This is a genomic window from Undibacterium sp. SXout7W, from assembly GCF_049339385.1.
Lineage (GTDB): Bacteria > Pseudomonadota > Gammaproteobacteria > Burkholderiales > Burkholderiaceae_D > Undibacterium.
This window is the reverse complement of sequence record NZ_JBMPPF010000005.1, coordinates 1-16,547: the sequence shown is the minus strand read 5'-3', so window position 1 is coordinate 16,547 and position 16,547 is coordinate 1. Positions and strand designations below refer to the sequence as shown.

Genomic DNA, 16,547 nt, shown 5'->3' with positions numbered 1-16,547 from the left:
AGCCATCATAAAAATTTGACATGATCGTCACAATCTGCTGCCACATCTTGTCCTCGCCAGTGAACCCGCTGGCCAGCCGCTGATGGTTCACATCAATATTCACCTGGTCTTTTTTAGGCCGCCGCTTATTGAAGAGTTCGCCGATGAATTACGAAAAGCAGTATTTCGAACGGCTGGCGAGTGTCCAGGGAACTTGTGGCGATTCATGCGGGCCAATTGTCGGCTCGGATCCGTTACGCATTGATAATGTCTGGGCGACGCATGAATTGCGGCTGTGGGTGCGCAGCCCGAACGGACTATCGGTGCAGGCGCGCCAGCTGCTGTCCTACCTGACCGATAGCGTACATCCCTAGCGCGACCGAACTTGGGCAATCACTGCATCTACGAAAGGATTCGATCTTGTTGTATTCCATGCAATAGCTGTGGTTACAACGTCCACCCTTTCTTGAAGAGGTCGGACCATCACGTTTTCCGGAGCCAGTTTTTTCAATATCACTGGCACCAGTGCTATGCCTTGACCGCATCCGACGAAAGCAATCTGGGAAGCTACCGAACTGACTTCGTGCACTATGCGCGGTGAAAATCCGCGTGCTTGGCACGACGCGATCAAGTGATCGAAGTAGAGCGGGCTTACCCGGCGCGCAAACATCACAAAGTCTTCTTCGGCGAGCGATGCAAGACTGATGCGCGGTTTTTCAGCGTAAGGATGTGTGCGTGGGAGTGCTACTGCGAGGCGTTCCTGCATCAATGGCAGGACTTGCACCGTCTCACCCAAGTCACCCTCCAGGCGGGCGAAAGCCAAATCGATCTCGCCCGTAAGCAATGACGGAACCGCATCCACGCTATCAATTTCCCTTACCGAAACCGTGAGCTGCGGATACCCGGACTTGAGTTTTGCGATGATGTCGGGAAGTACGTCCAGCATTGCGGAGGTGATGGCGCCAATGGTTAATACGCCGGATTGTCCAGCGGCGGCTTCCCGCACAACGAACTCGAGGCGCTCCAGTTGCTCGGCCAGCTTCTGCACGGCAGGGAAAATCGCAGCCCCGACCGGAGTGAGTTGAGCGCCACGCCGTGACCGCTCAAACAATTTCACCTTGAGGGATTGTTCGAGGACTTGAATTTGCTCGGTCAGCGGCGGTTGAGACATCCCCAGGCGCTCTGCAGCCTTTCTGAAGGACTTCTCTTCGGCAACAACGAGAAAAAGCCATAGGTGTCGTATCAGGCGAAAGTTGATCATGTTAGTGATAGGTTTTTCAGAAGAATATGATCTGTTCTTTGGAATTTACGTATCATATCTTATACCTCAGAGTAAGGCTTACGCAACCAACCTGAGGATACTCTTATGACCCAAGTAAGCCTGCTCGAACGCCTGTCGGCTCTTGATACCAACACGGTGTCGGATGCCCTGGACTTTCTCAATCTTCCCGGAACGACCTTCGGCATTCGCCCCCTGTGGAACTGTCCGAAAATCGTCGGCCGTGCCAGTACGATTCAGTTGGGACCGAAGACCGACTCGGCACCCACGGCTCACCTGATTTCGCCCGTCATCTCAGACATCACCACCGATGATCGCATTCTGGTGATTGCCGGCGGTCTCGACGGAATTTCCTGCTGGGGCGACATCCTTGCTAATGCAGCTCAAGTGAAGAGCATTCGTGGCTCCATTATTGATGGCAACAGCCGGGACATCGAAGGAAGTGAATCCATTGCCTATCCTGTCTACGGCCGCGGGGTCACGATGATCAGTGCTCGCAACCGTGTCGTGCAAGTATCATCCGGTCGGCCAGTCGACGTAGCGGGAGTTACAGTGCGGGAGAACGATTACGTGATCGCCGATCGCTGCGGCACTGTCTTCGTACCTGCAGACTGCATTGCCGAAGTTATTGATCTCGGCGAGCGTATCGCGCGACGCCAGAATGGCATGGTCCAAGCCGTGCGATCGGGACGCTCTGTCGCCGACGTCATGCACGACAAGGAATTCGAGGCCATACAGTCAGGGAGCGTGAAATGAATCACGAAGACAAGGAAATCGCTGCCTTGTTCGAAGGCTTGGACACGCCGGGAGTCTCGGATGCCATGGACAAGCTGGGCTTGCCCGGCCAATGCCTTGGCATCGCGCCGCTGGATAATTACAAGGACGTCGTTATTGGCCCGGCCTTCACGGTTAAGTACGTTTCGGCCAGCACACCACCCGGGACAGTGGGCGATTTTATCGATGATGTCGCTGAGGGCGATGTGGTCGTGATCGACAACGATGCTCGTACCGACTGCACGGTCTGGGGCGACATCATGACCCAGTATGCCGGCGCCAAAAAGATTGCCGGCACCGTTATTGACGGCGTCTGCCGCGACGTTTCGAAAGCACTCGGAGACGCCTACCCGATATTCAGCCGGGGGCGCTTCATGCGCACTGGGAAGGATAGAGTGCAGGTCGAGGCCACGAACGTGCCGGTGTCAGTAGGCATGGCACGCGTTTTCCCGCGTGACATCGTCATCGCTGATGCCAACGGCGTCGTTGTCGTTCCCCGCGTACGCGCCAGGGAGGTTGCAGAGACGGCGCGCAAGATCGAGCAGGTGGAAGCACACATTCGGGCTCAGCTTGAGCAGGGAAAGACTCTCAGAGAGGCCCGTGAGGTACTGGGCTATCACACATTGCAAAGGAAAGGATCATGATGACCCTCACTGCAAACGTAACCGCGCGCTGCAAACAGCTCGGAAGTTCAACACTCTATGAGGCTTCTGGCCTGCCTTGTTCCGTCGATCCTGATATCCGCAGCATCTGGGCCGGCGCTGCTATTGCTGCACCAGCGTTTCCCCTGGTCTGCTCACCCGGTGACAATCTCTCCATTCACCTCGCCATGGAACGCGCGCCGCGCGGCAGCGTTCTGGTTGTCGGCACTAGCAATTTCGTTGCCGGGTATTGGGGAGAAGTGCTGACTGTTGCAGCGGAAGCGGCGGGAATTGCGGGACTAGTTATTGACGGTGGCGTACGGGATGTAGCCGCCATGACCCGGCGCCAATTTCCAGTTTTCACACGAGGCGTAAGTGTGCGTGGAACAATCAAGGCGAGCAGTCCTTCGGTCGGACAGACTATGTACTTCGGTGGCATGTTAATTCATGCCGGCGATCTGGTCGTTGCCGATGACGACGGCGTTATCATCATCCCTGCCGGAGATATTGAGCGCACCATCGCTACGGCAGAAGCCAGGGCGAGCAAGGAAGCCGACATGATGAAGCAATTGTCGCAGGGTGCGACCACGCTGGATTTGTTGGGTCTTTCTGCATGGAGGACAGGTTCGTGAACAACTCTTTACAAACTTTGAACGTCAATCTGGCCCTGGCGCAGCCCTCGGCTACCTACCGCATGATCGACCGTGTCGCCGCGCGCCGGGCGTCAGGTGCCAGGATCATTTCCCTGAGTGCTGGCGAGCCGGATTTCGATACGCCTTTACATATCCGGGAGGCTGCCATCGCTGCGATTGGTGCCGGACACACGCGTTACACTCCGGTAGCCGGCATGCGATCTCTGCGCGAGGCAGTCGCAGCCAAATTCCGCAATGAAAACGGTATTGACACGACTTGGGAAGACACCATCGTCTGCAGCGGCGGCAAACAGGTGATCTACAACGCATTGGCAGCGACACTTAATACCGGTGATGAAGTGATCGTTCCGGCGCCATACTGGGTCAGTTACCCGGAGATGGTGCAACTGTGTGGCGCTGCCCCTGTCATTATTCCTTGTGGCAGTGCAAGTGGCTTCAAGCTCACGCCTGAAGCCTTGCGCGAGGCTATTGGGCTCAAAACACGCTGGCTGATCCTCAATTCGCCATCCAATCCCACGGGCGCCGTCTATACCCGGGATGAACTCGTTGCCTTGGCTGAAGTATTGCTCGCTCATCCGCAGATACTTGTGCTCTCGGACGATATCTATGAGCACTTGATCTTCGACGGTATTGCATTCCATACGATGGCTCAGGTCGAACCGCGCCTGCAAGCCAGAACGCTGACCATGAACGGCGTATCCAAGGCCTATGCCATGACAGGTTGGCGCATCGGCTACGGCACCGGCCCCCGGTGGCTGATCGAGGCCATGGAAAAACTCCAGGGGCAGCAAACCTCGGGAGCTTCTTCGATCTCTCAGCATGCGGCACTCGCCGCGCTTACCGGGCCGCAGGATTTTATTCAGGAATCGAGATCGGCATTTGAAGCACGGCGCGATATGGTAGTGCAGATGCTTAACGATACGCCGGGTTTGAAATGTGAAAATCCTGGCGGCGCATTCTACGCGTTCGCCTCTTGCGAGGAGCTGATCGGTAGAATCACTGCGGCTGGAACCATACTGTCGACCGATGAGGATGTCGCCTATGCATTGCTCGACGAAGCCGGCGTGGCTGTGGTCCATGGCAGCGCGTTCGGATTAGGGCCTTACATTCGCATCGCTTACGCGCTGGACAATGAATCTCTGCGCCAGGCGTGTGCAGCGATCAAGCGGTTCTGCCAGACACTGCGGTAAGCGTCATGACAAGTAGGTAATCAACGAAATCAACGAAAAAATGTGGAATATGCGATTACTTTCAAGGGCAGGCAAATCCCTCGCCTGCACTTTCGCATCAACGATCTTTTCTCAACTTAGGAGCAGTACGTGCCAGCGCAAAAAGAATTCATAAAGACCCACCTGCCGTTTTCTATGGCAGGTGTTGAAGTCGACGTTGCAACGATTCAGCGCGATGGCGACCTCGCCCCAATCGTGTTTCTGCATGGCTTTGGCTCTACCAAAGAAGACTATGCGGATATCGTTCGGCACACCGCCTTTACTGGCCGTCCGTTCCTTGCCTACGACGCACCCGGCTGCGGTGAGAGCACCTGCTCCGACCTTTCGCAGATATCCATCCCTTTGTTGGTGAACACTGCATTGGAAGTACTTGAGCGGTTCGAAATAAAGAGCTTTCACCTTGTCGGCCATTCCATGGGAGGTTTGACAGCCCTGATGCTCGCGCACCAGAACCCGGGCAGAGTGCTCAGTTTTGTCGATATCGAAGGAAATATTGCGCCCGAGGACTGTTTCCTGAGCAGGCAAATTGTCAACTATCCGGAAGCGAATCCGGAGCGATTCTTTGACGAGTTCATTGAGCGGACTCTTCACGCTCCGGCCTATGCCAGTGCCTTGTATGCATCAAGTCTGCGTCACAAAGTCCGAGCCGGTGCCGTGCGCGGCATATTTCAATCCATGGTCGAACTGTCCGACAACGGTGACCTGATGAACAAGTTCCTCGATCTTGCTTGTCCCAAAATGTTCATGTATGGCGAACAGAACCGATCGCTCTCCTATTTGAACCACATCGAAACGAACGGCGTCCGTCTTGCCGAGATTCCCAAATGCGGCCACTTTCCCATGTATTCCAACCCAGTGGCTATGTGGGAAGAGATCGCGGATTTCCATGCTGCGGCTGAAGAGGTTTGAGGCACGAAACCTGATGCTTATAGGTCTGGACGTTGGGTCAACCCGCCTGCATGGCGTCCTGTATCTGCGCGCGATGACAAGATGCCCCGAAAGCGCCCACACATCACATGTGTTTTCCGGAAACTGCAACTGAGATTGAGATGACTATGTCGACGCTGACGATGATAAAACAGTTCAATATAGTCAAAAATATCAGCTTTGGTATTGCCACCAATATTCTCGATCAGACTGCTGAAATTAAGTTAGTCCTTTCGGATCTATATCTGAAGAACAGGCACTTTTAAGTATCTTCAATTGACTTTTCAATTCAAGAATCATGAGTTCTTGTGATTCAATTTTCTCTTGATATTTCGCAATTGATTCGCCTTGGAACAACACGTCCCCCGTATCATTTGAAGATGTACTTATCAGATCAATCGGTATATTTTTTTTATATTCCCCCTTTATCAAATCTTTTAAATGCTCCGCCCTCCATCTTCGAATAAATATTTCTATCGTAGCTTTTCTTATCCATTTTCCGATTAAGGGACTCACACTCTCAACATTAATTGGCTTGTCTTCAGCAATTAATTTATCAATAGCGGCTTGTACATCGACATAGCGTATCTTCATCCTGGTCATACAATGTCTCACCGATATAGCTTAGATCTAACGACAATACAATCTTAAAAAGATTAAAGAACAAAATAGCAAATCTGTCATTTCATCTTTGGCGATATCAAAAAAATAAATCCGACACCAAATTTTTATCCCTATTTCTATAGCGCCCGAGAATGGATGCAGTGACACCCAAACTGGTATTTTTGCGGCGGACTTTTTCAACCGAAATCGTCGCTAGAATCATCATTACAATTTTTATAGCTGAAAACTCCCAAGAACCTGCCTTCCGATCTATAGCAAACAACGACTAACATGATCGACCCATATGAAACGCAACATGCTTATACATGTGCATTTTGCGCTGCATACAGACCTCGATCACACAAGCTAAGAACGTAATCAAGTTCTCATCGCAGGTAGATTTTTTTCAAAAACAACAGGTTCAGAATCGATAATTATAAGCCGCGCTGATCATATGCAGTCGAGTTTGCCAGGTGCCCTGGGTGAGTTCCCCGTTGCCAGTGCATCCGCTGATCAAAGGTGAACAGGAATTTTTGTAGCTTCCACTGGCATCCTGAAAGTGCAAATAGGAATACGCCAGATCCACGGATGAGTTGTCGTTCAGCTTCCAGTTTGTACCAAATGACAGTTGCACACGGTTCGCATCTGGTAACGCCGGGTGACGCAGTGTAACGCCCGCAACTGGTGACTGGTCGTATGATACACCGCCACGTAGCGTCAATTTTTCGTCCAGTTTGTAGCTCGATCCAACAGAGAAGCGCCAGGTATTTTTCCAGTTCTGAAGTATCACCTCGTCACCCTGCACTGTTCCGGGAAACTGAATGTTCAGATTTTTCAAGCGCGAAGTACGGGTCCAGGTGGCGTCCCCCATGACGGCCCACTTCGGATCGATCTGTCGGAAACCATTGATAGAGAAAGTCTCAGGTGTGCGGATGCTCAGCAATACAGCAGAGTTGTTCTTGCCTGAGTTAGCCGCAATAATCTTGTTGACGACCGCATCGGTGGTGATGTTAAAGTCCCAAACGGCGCTGCCTGTCAGTGAATGCGAGATCGGCGAACGGTAGGCCAGGCCAAAGCGCGTGTCCTTGTCGAGCTGGAACAGATAGCCCAGATTCCAGCCATAACCCCAGTCCTCGCCATCCATAGTACCTCGCCCATCCTTGACGCCGGCAAGAGTGGCTGGGTTGCCGCCAGCCACCACAATAGTGCGTAGCAAAGCAGCAGAAGCAGGTGTGCCAGTCAAAGCGGCAATCGACCCTGGTACGTCTACGCCCTGCCCCAGACTCGCTTTCATCAACTGCGCGCTCACGCCAAAGCCAAACGAATGCTGTTCATTGAGCTTGAAGCTGAGCGATGGATTCAGGTTGATCGATTCCAGCTTTATATTCGTCATCGCGTAACGACCAGACCAGTTGTTGTCGTAGTCCAGCTTGCTACCGTAAGGCACGAACAGGCCAAAGCCAGCGACCCACTGGTCGTTGATCTTTCTGCTGACATACAAGGATGGTGCCGCCACCACGCCCGGTGTGTAGCTGTCCTGAGTAGTCGGGCCGCCAGAACTGGTACCTGTAAAGCGCCTGGAGCCGCTGTCAGTGAAACTCGAATTCGGTATGACAGCGGTGACGCCACCGACGATCTGAGTGCCTTCCAGACGACTCAGGCCGGCTGGGTTGGCGAAAATCGTGGATGCGTCAATTGCTTCGGCACCATTGGCTTCGGCAGTACTTTGTGCCGACACACTTTGCGATCCGAAACGATAGCCAGATGCGTGCGAGGACAGGGATGCAGCACCTAAGGCTGCAGCGATGCTCAGAGTAATAAATTTAGGCTTCATGATGTAGTCTCCGTCATTGTTGATAAATCTGTTGATGCGATTGTTAACCAAATTGTTATGGGTACTCATGTATTTCATTTCTGCAGCGACGTCGCCACAGTCTCTCTACAAAATCAGCTGGCCAGCCCGAACGTCTTTCGCAGACCTTTCTCGACAGGAGCGGCGGGCATGAAGCGGCGCAACCTGGCAAGAAGAGACGCCTCGCCTTTGGGCGTATGGCGCATCTTCCATGCACCTAGCGCGGCGTTGACAATCGTGGTGGCAACGCCATCGGGCGCAGGTGCTTTTTGGACGTTGTTTTGGATAGCCTGGGAAACGATGCCAAGTTCTTTGCTGTAGTCAGGAATTCTGGAGATGGTCTGGGGTGCGTTGAGATCCAGGTTGGTTTTTGTAAAGGATGGTTCAACAAGCGCAACGCGGATGCCAAATTGACGTACCTCGTGATCCAGGGTCTCGGACAGTCCTTCAACGGCATGCTTGGACGCCGAATAGAGCGCCATGTATGGCGCAGGCAAAAAACCCAGAACTGAGCTGACGTTGACGATGCGCCCAGAACCTTGCTCGCGCATGTGCGGCAGCACGGCCTTGATCGTACGCAAGAGGCCGAAGAGATTGGTATCAAACAAGGTCTGCGCTTCAGCAATCGAGGTTTCTTCCGTCGCGCCGAGCAAAGTCACACCTGCACTATTGACCAGCACATCGATGCGTTTGGCCTGAGCGATGATGGTCTGGATACCGCGCTCAATCGACGCTTCGTCACGGATATCCATCTCAATGAGTGCAACGCCTGGTATTGCTTGCGCTTTTGCCGGGTTGCGCACGGTACCAAATACCCGGCAACCAAGCTTGGCAAATTTCTCCGCAGTGGCGCGCCCAATGCCTGATGACACGCCGGTAACAACGACAACTTTAGAATTCGACATGGTAGTTCCTTTTGTCTAAGTGAATGAGGACGGGCAGCACATCAGCTTTGCGATGGACTTGGCCTGATCTTGAACCAGATGGAATGCATCGCTGGCAAGAACACCAGAGTCAGAATTGTTCCTGCTAATGTGCCGCCAATCAGCGTGTAGGCAAGCGTCCCCCAGAACACGGAATGGGTCAGTGGAATGAAGGCCAGTACTGCTGCCAATGCCGTCAGGACCACAGGTCGGGCACGCTGCACGGTGGCTTCGACAACGGCGCGGAAAGGGTCCAGCCCGGCCTCTTCGTTTTCACGAATCTGTCCGATCAGTATCAACGTGTTGCGCATCAGGATGCCTGACAGCGCAATCAGCCCAACCAGTGCATTGATGCCGAATGGTTGCTGGAACAACAGCAGCGTCGGCACCACACCGATCAACCCTAATGGACTGGTCAGGAACACCATGACCATCCCCGAGATCGAGCGGACCTGCAGAATGATGACGAGCAGCGTGAGCGCTATCATGATAGGGAACAGCGGTAGCATCGCCGTAGAAGCCTTGCCGGATTCTTCGATCGAGCCAGCCTGTTCAATCCGGTAGCCCGAAGGAAGCTGGTCAATGACAGGCTGTAACTGCTTGATGATGGCGCTGGAAACGTCCGGCGGTTGCAGCCCTTCGGCGATGTCGCCGCGCACCGTAATGGTCGGTGTACGGTCACGACGGCGCAGAATGGGATCTTCTATGCGAACCTCGACCTTGCCTACTTGGGACAGCGGGATGCGTTGTCCCGCCGATCCGACCAGTGTAAAGCCTGCGATTTTCGCGGGGTCGAGACGGATATTGCCGGCTGCACGACCAACCACCTGCACGGAACGGATATCCTCGCGGACCTCCGTCATCGTTGCTCCGCTTAACAGAAACTGTAACTGTAAGGCGACCGATGACGAACTCAGCCCAACGCTTTGTAAGCGGTCCTGTTCCAGCGTTAAGTGTAAGGCAGGTACGCGTGGTCCCCAATCCGTGTTGACGGTACGCATCATCGGACTCGCATGCATGATGGCCTCGATTTGCGAAGAGATCGCACGCAGCTTGTCCGGATCAGGTCCCATGACACGGTAGGCCACGGGGAATGGCGAAGGCGGACCAAATACGATCTGGGTAACACGCACCCGCGCCTCAGAAGCCAGACCGTCAGCCGCTGCCTGGCGCAGTCTGAGCTTGAGAGCTTCGCGTTCTTTGTCGTCACCTGTGAGCACGACGATCTTGGCAAACGAAGGATCAGGCAACTCAGGAGCCATCGCCAGAAAGAAACGTGGAGCACCCTGACCGATGTAAGACGTCACGATTCTGGCTTCTTTCTGTTTGGCGAGCCAGGCTTCAACCTTTGCCGTCGCGGCACTGGTTTGCTCAATCGAAGTGCCATACGGCATCTGCACTTCTACCAGCACTTCTGGCCGGTCGGAGGTTGGGAAGAACTGCTTCTTGACCAGAGCCATGCCAGCAACGGCCAGCACGAATGTCGCGACGACAGCGCCGGCTACCAGCCATTTACGCGCGATGACCCGCCCTAATACCAGCCGGAAGCGATTGTAGTGGCGGGTATTGTAAATAGCGGCATGCCCACCCTCGACTTTTTTAATGTCAGGCAACATCTTCACACCCAGATAAGGCGTGAATACAACGGCCACAATCCAGGATGCAATCAGGGCGATGCCAACGATCCAGAACATATTGCTGGTGTATTCGCCTGCAGTAGAGCGCGCGAATCCATTCGGCATGAAGCCGATGGCGGTGACCAGCGTGCCGGACAACATGGGCGCCGCCGTGTGGCTCCATGCGTACGCTGATGCGGCAATACGGTCATACCCTTCCTCCATTTTCACCACCATCATTTCGATGGCGATGATGGCGTCGTCCACCAGCAGGCCCAGTGCCAGAATCAGCGAGCCTAGCGTGATGCGGTCGAAGTTTTTGCCGGTGGCCGCCATGATGATGAATACAGCAGCCAAGGTCAGCGGTACCGCCGCTGCGACCACGATACCGACACGCCACCCCATGCTGACAAAGCAAACGACCAGCACGACGAGCAAGGCCACGAAAAACTTGACCATGAATTCGTCCACTGCCGAGCTGATGTTGACGGACTGATCGGTCACCTTGGTCAGGGACATTCCGAGTGGCAGACTGGTGTTGATTTTTTTGATTTCCGCTTCAAGTGCCTTACCCAGATCGAGTCCGTTCCAGTCGTCGCGCATCACGACGCCCAGCAGCAATGCCGGTTCACCATGATTGCGGACCTGGAAAGTGGCTGGATCCTCATAACCACGTTCGACAGTCGCCACATCTGACAGCTTCAGTGTCCGCCCCTGCGCAGTAATTGGAGTCTGGCGAATCTTTTCCAGATTATCGAACGCGCCATCGATGCGAAGGAAAACCTGCGGCCCCTTGGTCTCGATAGAACCAGCGGGAGTCAGCACGTTCTGATTGTTGAGTGCAGTGAAAATATCCTGCGGCAGGATGCCCAGTGTGGCAAGGCGGTCGTGCGAAAACGAGATGAAAATGCGTTCGGGTTGCTCGCCGATGATATTAACTTTTTTCACACCTGCGACATGCAGCAGTTGCTGACGCAGTGTTTCTGCATCGCGCACCAGCAAGCGTTGTGGCTCGCCCTTGGCTTTAAGCGCAAGCAGTGCAAACGTGACGTCGGCATATTCGTCATTGACGATGGGCCCGATTACCCCGGCTGGAAGTTTTTTTGCTTCGTCGCCAAGCTTTTTACGTGCCTGATAAAACTGCTCCTGAACCTCTGACGGCGGCGTTTTATCGAGCAGGGAAATCATGCTGAACGCCATGCCTGGACGAGTATAGGTTTCGGTCTTATCGTACCAGCGCAACTCTTGCAGACGTTTTTCCAGTGGTTCAGCGACCTGATCCTGCATCTCTCTGGCTGTCGCCCCGGGCCATACAGTAACGACAGTCATCTGCTTGATCGTAAACGGCGGGTCTTCCGCGCGACCGAGCTTGAAGAAGGCAAGAATGCCTGCGGCGGAAATCAGGAAAATCAGGAACAGTGTGATAGCTCGCTCGCGTACCGCAAGCGCAGATAAGTTGAAACGACCTTCACTCATGGCGTCACTCCTGACGTTGTGGCTGCGGCCTGACTGGCCACCCGTACCAACTCACCTTCGCGCAATAAGTGCGTACCAAGTGCGACAATCCGGTCACTCTGTTTGATTTGACCGGTGACATACCCACCATCGTCATCCAGACGCAGAAGCGTGACGGCACGCCTCGAAACCTTTGCCGGTTCTCCCTCGATAACCCAGACGCCAGGCCCCTTGCCTGCGTCAAATACGGAAGCAATCGGCACCCGCAAGGCGTCCTGTATGACAGCAGGTCCGCCCTGAATCTGAATGGTAACGGTCGCGCCCAGCGGAGCGTCAGACAGATCGCCATCGAGTACATAGCGCGCTTCATAAGTGCGGGTCAGCTTATCTGCCACCTCGGAGAGTTGCCTGAGTTTTGCAGTAACCGCATGACCCTCTTTACCAAATAAGCTGGCCTTGGCAAACGAACCGACAGCAGGACGCAAAGTCTCAGGTAACTGGATGATGGCTTCGCGGCGTCCGGCGCGGGCAACGCGTACCACGACCTGCCCTGCGCTGATAACCTGGCCAGGTTCAGCCAGTGTTTCCATGATGACGCCATCGGCATCGGCCACTAACTCTGCATAATGACTCGCATTGCGCGCAACTTCCGCCTGGGCTTCGCTTGCATTGAGCTGAGCTTTGGCGGCATCTGCCGCAGCCTTGATCTGATCGTAGGCTGACGACGAAATTGCACCGGTTCCACGCAGGTCGCGGTAGCGGGCTTCATCTTCTGCTGTTTGTAATGCCCGTGCACGGGCCGCTGCTACGGCTTCTTGCTGAGCATGCGCTGCCAGCTTCAGATCGGCGGGATCAATGCGCATCAGCACCTGACCGCGCTTGACGGTTTGCCCGGTATCCACAAGTCGCTCCAATACCTTGCCAGAAACCCGGAAGCCAAGATCGCTTTGTACGCGGGCGGCGATGGTACCCGAAAAAGCACGCGATGCAGCGACCGCGCTCTGGACGGTCGCTGCCCTCACCAGCGGTGCTTCGGTGCGCGGATCAGATTGCTGTTTTACGCCACACGCAACCAGTGCAAACGGCAATGTTGAGATGGCAGCAGAAAAAACGATGTGACGGAACATAGGAATCCCATATGTGACTGAACAGGATTCCTATTTTGGTACCAGTGACCAAATATGTCAATGGTCACTTTAAAATATCGCGTTTACGGGGATAGACTTCGCAGGATTAAACTGGATAGTTGTGCTGGTGCATCAGTTGTGGAGTCGAGGCTATACTGCAGGATAAGGGGATTGAGATAAGGGCGGATGACAAGATAAATTGCTGCCGCCGCCTCATCAAGCGGTGTCTTGCGCTCAAACTCACCTGTCTCGCGCCCCTGACGTAAGACGTCTTGCAGCAGCATTTTGATGCGATCTTCATAGGTGCGCACCGATTCCCAGTTTTCAGTGGCGGCAGAGGCGGCAATGTCATACAGCTTGCGGTCTTCAAAAAACAAGCGAAGGCTGGACTCCACGATCGTTTTAAGCATGCGCCGTAATTTTTCCGACGGGTGCTTCACTCCTTCCATAGCGGTTCTGACGTCTGATTCAATCTCGCGCAGACAATTTGCGCAAATTAGCTCACCGATCGCTTGTTTGGACTCGAAGAACTTATATATGTAGGCCTTGGAAAAACCAATGGCCTTGGCAAGATCGGAAACAGTGGTTTTTTCGTAACCATATAGACGAAAGTGTCCGGTAGCCGCGACGACAATCTGATCCCGCACTTCATGATCGACCGGCCCCCGGGCTGTGCTTGGATGCGTGGCCGCCGTGGTCGGCGTAATGCTTGCAGTGGCTATGGTGGTTGTGGTGGTTGTTTTGCTCATGCCCGATAGCTTACCCCTTAAATTTGATTTGTACAACATGTGACCATTTCATGATATAGTCACCAGATACTTCACCCTTTTTCACTTCACGGAAGATGCCCATGTCAATCAAACGCTCTCTCTTGATGTTCATCGCCACCGGTCTTGCAGCAGGTTGCGCTGTCGGACCGGATTACCATCAACCTGCCCTCGCAATGCCAGACCGCTACTTGGGCCAAACCACGATTGAGCAGCGACATTCCAAAGTCACCGCAGACTTCATCGCCTGGTGGGAGGGCTTTGGCGATCCACAATTGACTCGCTATGTAACACTGGCGCTGGCGCAAAATCTGGATCTCGCCCAGGCGTCCGCTCGTGTCGCCCAGACGCGCGCAGGACTGGGGGCCGCGAATGCCGCACTGCTGCCTTCCGGCAATATCAATGCCCAGGGCGCACGTGCCTATCAATCGCTTGAAACACCGCTGGGGCAAATCATGAATTCAAAGCCCAATTTCGATCGCCACGGCAACGCCTATGAGGTCGACCTCGGTGCAGGCTGGGAATTGGATGTATTCGGTGGTTTGCGTCGTGGCCGGGAAGCTGCACTTGCTGAATATCAGGCCTCTGAAGCGGGTACCACGGCAACACAACTGGCAGTAGCAGCACAAACCGCCGATATCTATATTAGTATCCGCGGACTGCAAGCCCGCCTTGACATCGCTCGCAAGCAAGTGCAAACGCAACAAGACCTGCTCGCCACCGTCAATCTGCTGTACGGCAAGGGGCTGACGGCTGAACTTCAAGTGCGTCAGGCCGAAGCTGCGCTGGCTCAGGTGCGGGCATCGGTACCGATTCTCGAAACAGGGCTAGATACGGCTACGAATGCGCTGGATGTCATGTTAGGCAAACCACCCGGCACTTACCGGGTGGAACTTGCTCATACTGGCGCTATTCCGGCCGCCCCGCAAATTGCATCTAGCGGTTCGCCAGGTGATTTACTCAGGCGCAGGCCCGATCTGATCGTGGCAGAACGCCGCCTGGCTGCATCGAACGCCCGTATCGGCATGGCGATAGCCGAGTACTATCCCAAGCTTTCCTTTAGCGGATTGATAGGCAGCGCGACATCGGTATCTGGCGGCAACCTGTTCACCAGTGGTGCAAGCCAGGCAGCAGGTGTGTTGGGTCTTCGCTGGCGTCTGTTCGATTTTGGCCGCATCAACGCACAGATTGATCTGGCCAAAGGGCAGGAAGCAGAAGCGCTGGCGGCTTATCGGCTCGCCGTGCTGCGAGCAACCGAAGATGTAGAAAATGCGTTCTCGGCCCTGGTCAAACGTGAGGATCAGGCTGACATACTCACCCAGGGTGTGGGCTCGCTCAGTCGGGCGAGAGGTGCCTCGTTTGCGGCATACCAGAAAGGAGTCGTCAGCCTGATCGAAGTCCTGCAAGCCGACGAAAACTTGCTACGCGCGACCGATATGCAAGCGCAAGCACAAACCGAATCAGCCCGCGCAGCAGTCGCCGCATTCAAGGCACTAGGTGGCGGTTGGCAACCCCGCCAATCCGAAGCGGTAGCAATGAAATAGCTACGGCATCTGCAAACGGCTGTGAAATTGTATTGCTACGCCATCTTGGGTATGCTGCCCTCACTTGTAAGGCAGCAACTATATCTAACGTCCGTGAGGATACGAAAACGGTGTGCCGAAGCAAAAGCTACCGAGCGTAGAACACATCGCTGAAAAACATGTCAGCTCAACTGGCACACTTGTGAGATTTGTTTGGCGCCCCGCTACCAATGACCTCCGCAAGTGGGCGCAGTATAGCTTTCCAACAATACCCCTACCCCAACCTGCTGCCGCTGTTCAATCGACCCGATTGGTGGTGAACTTGATCACTCATGAAAAGTATAGGCAACGGATCAAGGTAACTGGCGTGTACGCTATGCATCAACATCGCTTTCAAAGATGCCATAAAAATGTCACGGTGATTCACCCCACCCGGTATTGGGATCTGTGGCGATGTATATTTTCCATTTTCGGGTTTAAATAATGTAGAGATTGTGGATCTGACACATCACTTTCTGGCACAAAAAAATTTCGATTAGCATTAAAGAAAACAAGTTTAACCATGAAAGAACGTAAACCTCAGTCAACTGAATGTGCAATAAAAATACGGCCATGATCATTAAAACGGAGGCAAAGGTTTTCCACAAAATAGAACCAGAGAAAATTCTGAAAGTAAAAAGCTAAACTAAAAAAGCAACAGTCTGACTTCCGGAAAGTGTTGATTTGCACTGAAAATTGATCCACGTTTAGCACACAATCCTACTCCTCAGAATGAGTAGGTGATCGGAGTGATTGACGTGGCACTACTAGGAATAATCAGACGCTGACACCTTCGTGACCAGGTCCCGCTCTGAGAAATCGCCAAGAGACTCGGCATCTCACGCAACACCGTCCGACGCTATCTGCGCTCGGAAATCACTGAACCCGCCTATGCGGAGCGCCAATCCAACAGCGCCATCGATCCATACGCCGTCCAGCTTTCCGGCTGACTCAAGACCGAGGCGGCCAAATCCCGTAAGCAGAGACGCAACCTCAAGCAGCTCCACGAGGAGCTTACCAATTTAGGATTCAAGTGGCCCGCCCCCCAAAAAAATTAGTACGATAAAGATGTAGAGTTTGCCTATCGAGGCAGCATGAAAAAGCGATTTACGGGAACACAAATCATTGGGGTGTTAAAGGAAGCGGAGGTCGGCGTGAAG

General features: G+C 53.8%; 14 protein-coding genes. 7 read left to right on the top strand and 7 right to left on the bottom strand.

Going from position 1 to position 16,547, the window contains the following annotated elements:
* Nucleotides 1-143: 143 nt before the first annotated feature.
* Nucleotides 144-353 (top strand): hypothetical protein, encoded by a 210-nt coding sequence (locus ACO0LB_RS06585; protein WP_423047710.1) that lies wholly within the window; start codon nt 144-146, stop codon nt 351-353.
* Here ACO0LB_RS06585 and ACO0LB_RS06580 read toward each other — a convergent pair.
* Complete coding sequence (locus ACO0LB_RS06580) at nt 350-1,240, bottom strand: LysR family transcriptional regulator (RefSeq protein ID WP_423047708.1); 891 nt, start codon at nt 1,238-1,240, stop codon at nt 350-352. The genes ACO0LB_RS06585 and ACO0LB_RS06580 overlap by 4 nt on opposite strands.
* A 105-nt stretch (nt 1,241-1,345) precedes the next feature.
* Here ACO0LB_RS06580 and ACO0LB_RS06575 point away from each other — a divergent pair, with 105 nt between their 5' ends.
* The 5 genes from ACO0LB_RS06575 (at nt 1,346) to ACO0LB_RS06555 (ending at nt 5,464) form a co-directional block, all read left to right on the top strand.
* Nucleotides 1,346-2,014 carry an RraA family protein gene (locus tag ACO0LB_RS06575; RefSeq protein ID WP_423047706.1) on the top strand — a complete coding sequence of 223 codons (669 nt, stop codon included), beginning with the start codon at nt 1,346-1,348 and terminating at the stop codon, nt 2,012-2,014.
* The gene (locus ACO0LB_RS06570; protein ID WP_423047704.1) at nt 2,011-2,676 is read left to right on the top strand and encodes an RraA family protein; all 666 of its coding nucleotides are present in this window, start codon (nt 2,011-2,013) and stop codon (nt 2,674-2,676) included. The genes ACO0LB_RS06575 and ACO0LB_RS06570 overlap by 4 nt, the downstream gene beginning before the upstream one ends.
* Nucleotides 2,673-3,305, top strand: coding sequence for an RraA family protein (locus tag ACO0LB_RS06565; protein WP_423047703.1), 633 nt, complete (start codon nt 2,673-2,675; stop codon nt 3,303-3,305). Before ACO0LB_RS06570 ends, ACO0LB_RS06565 begins: the two co-directional genes overlap by 4 nt.
* Nucleotides 3,306-3,367: 62 nt before the next feature.
* The gene (locus ACO0LB_RS06560; protein WP_423048060.1) at nt 3,368-4,516 is read left to right on the top strand and encodes a pyridoxal phosphate-dependent aminotransferase; all 1,149 of its coding nucleotides are present in this window, start codon (nt 3,368-3,370) and stop codon (nt 4,514-4,516) included.
* 129 nt (nt 4,517-4,645) lie between these two features.
* A complete protein-coding gene (locus ACO0LB_RS06555; protein ID WP_423047701.1) occupies nt 4,646-5,464 on the top strand; it encodes an alpha/beta fold hydrolase in 819 nt (272 codons plus the stop codon).
* Nucleotides 5,465-5,701: 237 nt separating this feature from the next.
* Here the strand turns inward: ACO0LB_RS06555 and ACO0LB_RS06550 are convergent, their stop codons facing one another.
* From ACO0LB_RS06550 to ACO0LB_RS06525, 6 genes are all read right to left on the bottom strand, one after another.
* Nucleotides 5,702-6,085 (bottom strand): hypothetical protein, encoded by a 384-nt coding sequence (locus tag ACO0LB_RS06550; protein WP_423047699.1) that lies wholly within the window; start codon nt 6,083-6,085, stop codon nt 5,702-5,704.
* Nucleotides 6,086-6,506: 421 nt separating this feature from the next.
* Entirely contained in the window at nt 6,507-7,919 is a 1,413-nt protein-coding gene (locus ACO0LB_RS06545) for an OmpP1/FadL family transporter (protein ID WP_423047698.1), read from the bottom strand.
* 113 nt (nt 7,920-8,032) lie between these two features.
* Nucleotides 8,033-8,842, bottom strand: coding sequence for an oxidoreductase (locus ACO0LB_RS06540; protein ID WP_423047696.1), 810 nt, complete (start codon nt 8,840-8,842; stop codon nt 8,033-8,035).
* Nucleotides 8,843-8,883: 41 nt separating this feature from the next.
* Complete coding sequence (locus ACO0LB_RS06535; protein ID WP_423047694.1) at nt 8,884-11,952, bottom strand: efflux RND transporter permease subunit; 3,069 nt, start codon at nt 11,950-11,952, stop codon at nt 8,884-8,886.
* Nucleotides 11,949-13,058 (bottom strand): efflux RND transporter periplasmic adaptor subunit, encoded by a 1,110-nt coding sequence (locus tag ACO0LB_RS06530; protein ID WP_423047692.1) that lies wholly within the window; start codon nt 13,056-13,058, stop codon nt 11,949-11,951. Before ACO0LB_RS06530 ends, ACO0LB_RS06535 begins: the two co-directional genes overlap by 4 nt.
* Before the next feature lie 83 nt (nt 13,059-13,141).
* A complete protein-coding gene (locus ACO0LB_RS06525; RefSeq protein ID WP_423047690.1) occupies nt 13,142-13,807 on the bottom strand; it encodes a TetR/AcrR family transcriptional regulator in 666 nt (221 codons plus the stop codon).
* Nucleotides 13,808-13,908: 101 nt separating this feature from the next.
* Here ACO0LB_RS06525 and ACO0LB_RS06520 point away from each other — a divergent pair, with 101 nt between their 5' ends.
* Nucleotides 13,909-15,369 (top strand): efflux transporter outer membrane subunit, encoded by a 1,461-nt coding sequence (locus tag ACO0LB_RS06520; RefSeq protein WP_423047688.1) that lies wholly within the window; start codon nt 13,909-13,911, stop codon nt 15,367-15,369.
* Nucleotides 15,370-16,547: the final 1,178 nt, after the last annotated feature.